Origin of the sequence: Streptomyces sp. NPDC006283, from assembly GCF_040613325.1 — a bacterium.
Taxonomy (GTDB): Bacteria; Actinomycetota; Actinomycetes; order Streptomycetales; family Streptomycetaceae; genus Streptomyces.
The window spans coordinates 1-2329 of the sequence record NZ_JBEXRZ010000423.1 but is presented as its reverse complement, the minus strand read 5'-3'; the positions used below and the strand labels follow the sequence as shown (position 1 = coordinate 2329).

The following is a 2329-nucleotide window of genomic DNA, read 5'->3' as shown; positions in this document are numbered from 1 at the left end:
GCTGGCTCTACGCACAGCTCTATCTTTCCCGCCCGCACGACACCCGCACCGGCGACCCGGTCATGTCGACGATGACCGGGTACCGGTCGTCAGTCGCCGATCCGGTGGTCTATCTGCTCGGAGCCGGCCATCGCCCCGGCCCACAGCCGCACCTCGGACACCCTGGCCGGCAGATGGTGCTTCCAGGCGCCGCCGGTGAAGCCCTTGCCGACGGCGAAGTCACCGCTGCCGAGCTGCACGGTGAACGCCTTCGGTTCACCGTTGATGTTGTGCCCCAGGTAGAGGCTGATCTTGCCGATCAGCGGGTCGTAGACACCCGTCAGCCGGACCGGCGTGTCCAGCGCGGCGACCTCTTCGGAAGCCACGGACGAGAAGGTTCCGTCGGCGTTCAGACGGCCGAAGTGCCACATGCCCACGGGCACGGTCCGCTCCTCGAAGGTCTCCTCGTCGATGACGGTGTCCTTGCCGGTGAGCTGGTACCAGAAGCCCCAGGCGGAGCCGTTGGCCGTGCGCTGCCCGAGGACCTGGCCGATGTAGCCGGCCTCCTTGCCCGCGAGCTTCGCCCCGTCCAGCTGCACCAGCGTGCTGACCGTGAACGCCGCATGGTCGTACACCAGCGGCCCCGGCGCGGTGGCCGCGTCGTCGACACCGTCCATGAGGATCGTCTCGGCGTCGATCGACGCCCCGCCGCCGAGGGTGAGCGTCCTGCCGTATCCGGACGTGGTGTCGGCGATCGCCGTCCCGCTCGCACCCGCCGCGGACCAGTCGGCCACCAGTTCGGCGCCGGCGAAGCCCTCCGAGGTCAGCAGGCGCGCCTCGTCCAGGATCTCCGCGTGCGTCAGCGCCCGCTGCCACACGGCCACCTCGTCGATCGAACCCGGGAAGTGGTACGTGTAGCCGCTGCTCAGCGGAACCCGGCCGAACTGCAGCGGACCGCTCGAAGGCCACGAGCCCGCCACCGTCACCGGACCGCCCTGGATCCGGCCGTCGACGTAGAACTTCAGCTCCTGCTTGGCCGGATCGTAGGTGCCGGCCAGATGCGTCCACACACCCGCCTGCGCCGGATACGAGGCGGGCTGGCCGTAGTACCCGGTGCCGTCACCCTTGTTGATACCGAAGAACCACGTCTTTGAGTTGCCCGAGTACCAGAACGCGAACGGGTTCTGGTCCTCGCCCCTCGTGGACAGCACGGCGGCATAGTCGTCGGTGTCGTCCAGCCGTGCCCACGCCGAGATCGTGTAGGCCGACCGAGTCTCCAGCACCGGCGCGTCCGTCACCGCGTGACCCGTGGTGCCGTTGAGCGCGAGGCCCTTGTCCGTGACCGGATCGGCCAGTTCCACACCGTTGGCGTCATGAGTGATCAGGCCCCGGCGGCCCCGGTCGTCGCGCACCGCACCGCCGCCCAGCGTGGCGTTGTGGCGGGTCCCCCCGGCCGTGGCCGAGTCCAGCGCCGCGCCGGACGCCTCGTCGAAGTGCCAGCGGCCCACCGGGCCCTCACCGGCCGCGACGAGGAAGTCGACAGCGTGCTGGGCGCCCCAGCGGCCCACGTTGTCCTTGGCCCGCACATACACGCTGTGCGTCCCGGACTTCAGCGGCGTGATGTCCCGGTTCACCGTGGAGCCGTTGATCGCGGCCGACCAGGCGTCCTCGGAGGACATCTTGTACTGGTACGACACGATGTTCGCGTCACCCACCGCCGGAGCGAAGGTGAACACCGCTTTCTGTCCCGGACCACCGGCCGCCACGCAGGCATTCGGTGTGCACTCGGTGTAGGGCGACCCGATCGTGATCCGCGGCGCCTTCGGCGCCGTCGGGTCGACCTTGAAGTAGCACCAGCCCGTCGTCGACGCGTTCGACGGACCGGCCAGTTGGCTCGCGCCGCCGTTGTAGTACGAGCGGGTCCAGGCACGGAGCCGGTAGAGCTTGCCCTCGGCCAGTGCCGACCAGGAGATCGTCACCTTCTTGCCGTCGCCCAGATAGCCGCTGGTCGGGCGCTCGTCCCCATTGCCCGCCGAGGTGTCCGACCAGGTCCCGTCGCTGTTCTTGTGGTCCACGTCGTACGCGATGCGCAGTTGCGCACCGGACTCGCCGCCGGAGGCGGTCTGGGTGGTGGCCGTGAGGGTCGGGGTGGGGTCGGAGACGACGGCCGGGTCGCCCTCACTGGTCTCGCACGAGGTGCCGGAGCCGGTCACCAGGCCGATTCCCGTGGGCTTGGCCGGCAGCCCGACGAAGTCCACCGCCAGGACGGCGTCGTTGCGGAACCGCTTCCAGGCAGACGTGTCCGACTCGTCGTTCGCACGCAACTGCAGCGTCAGCCTCGAGAACTTGC

1 protein-coding gene is annotated in these 2329 nt (G+C 69.6%); it reads right to left on the bottom strand.

Features of this window, described 5'->3' with window-relative positions; translation table 11 throughout:
• Positions 1-89: 89 nt before the first annotated feature.
• On the bottom strand, positions 90-2329 hold a 2240-nt coding region (locus ABZ070_RS36860; protein ID WP_356640513.1), incomplete at its 5' end, for a LamG-like jellyroll fold domain-containing protein.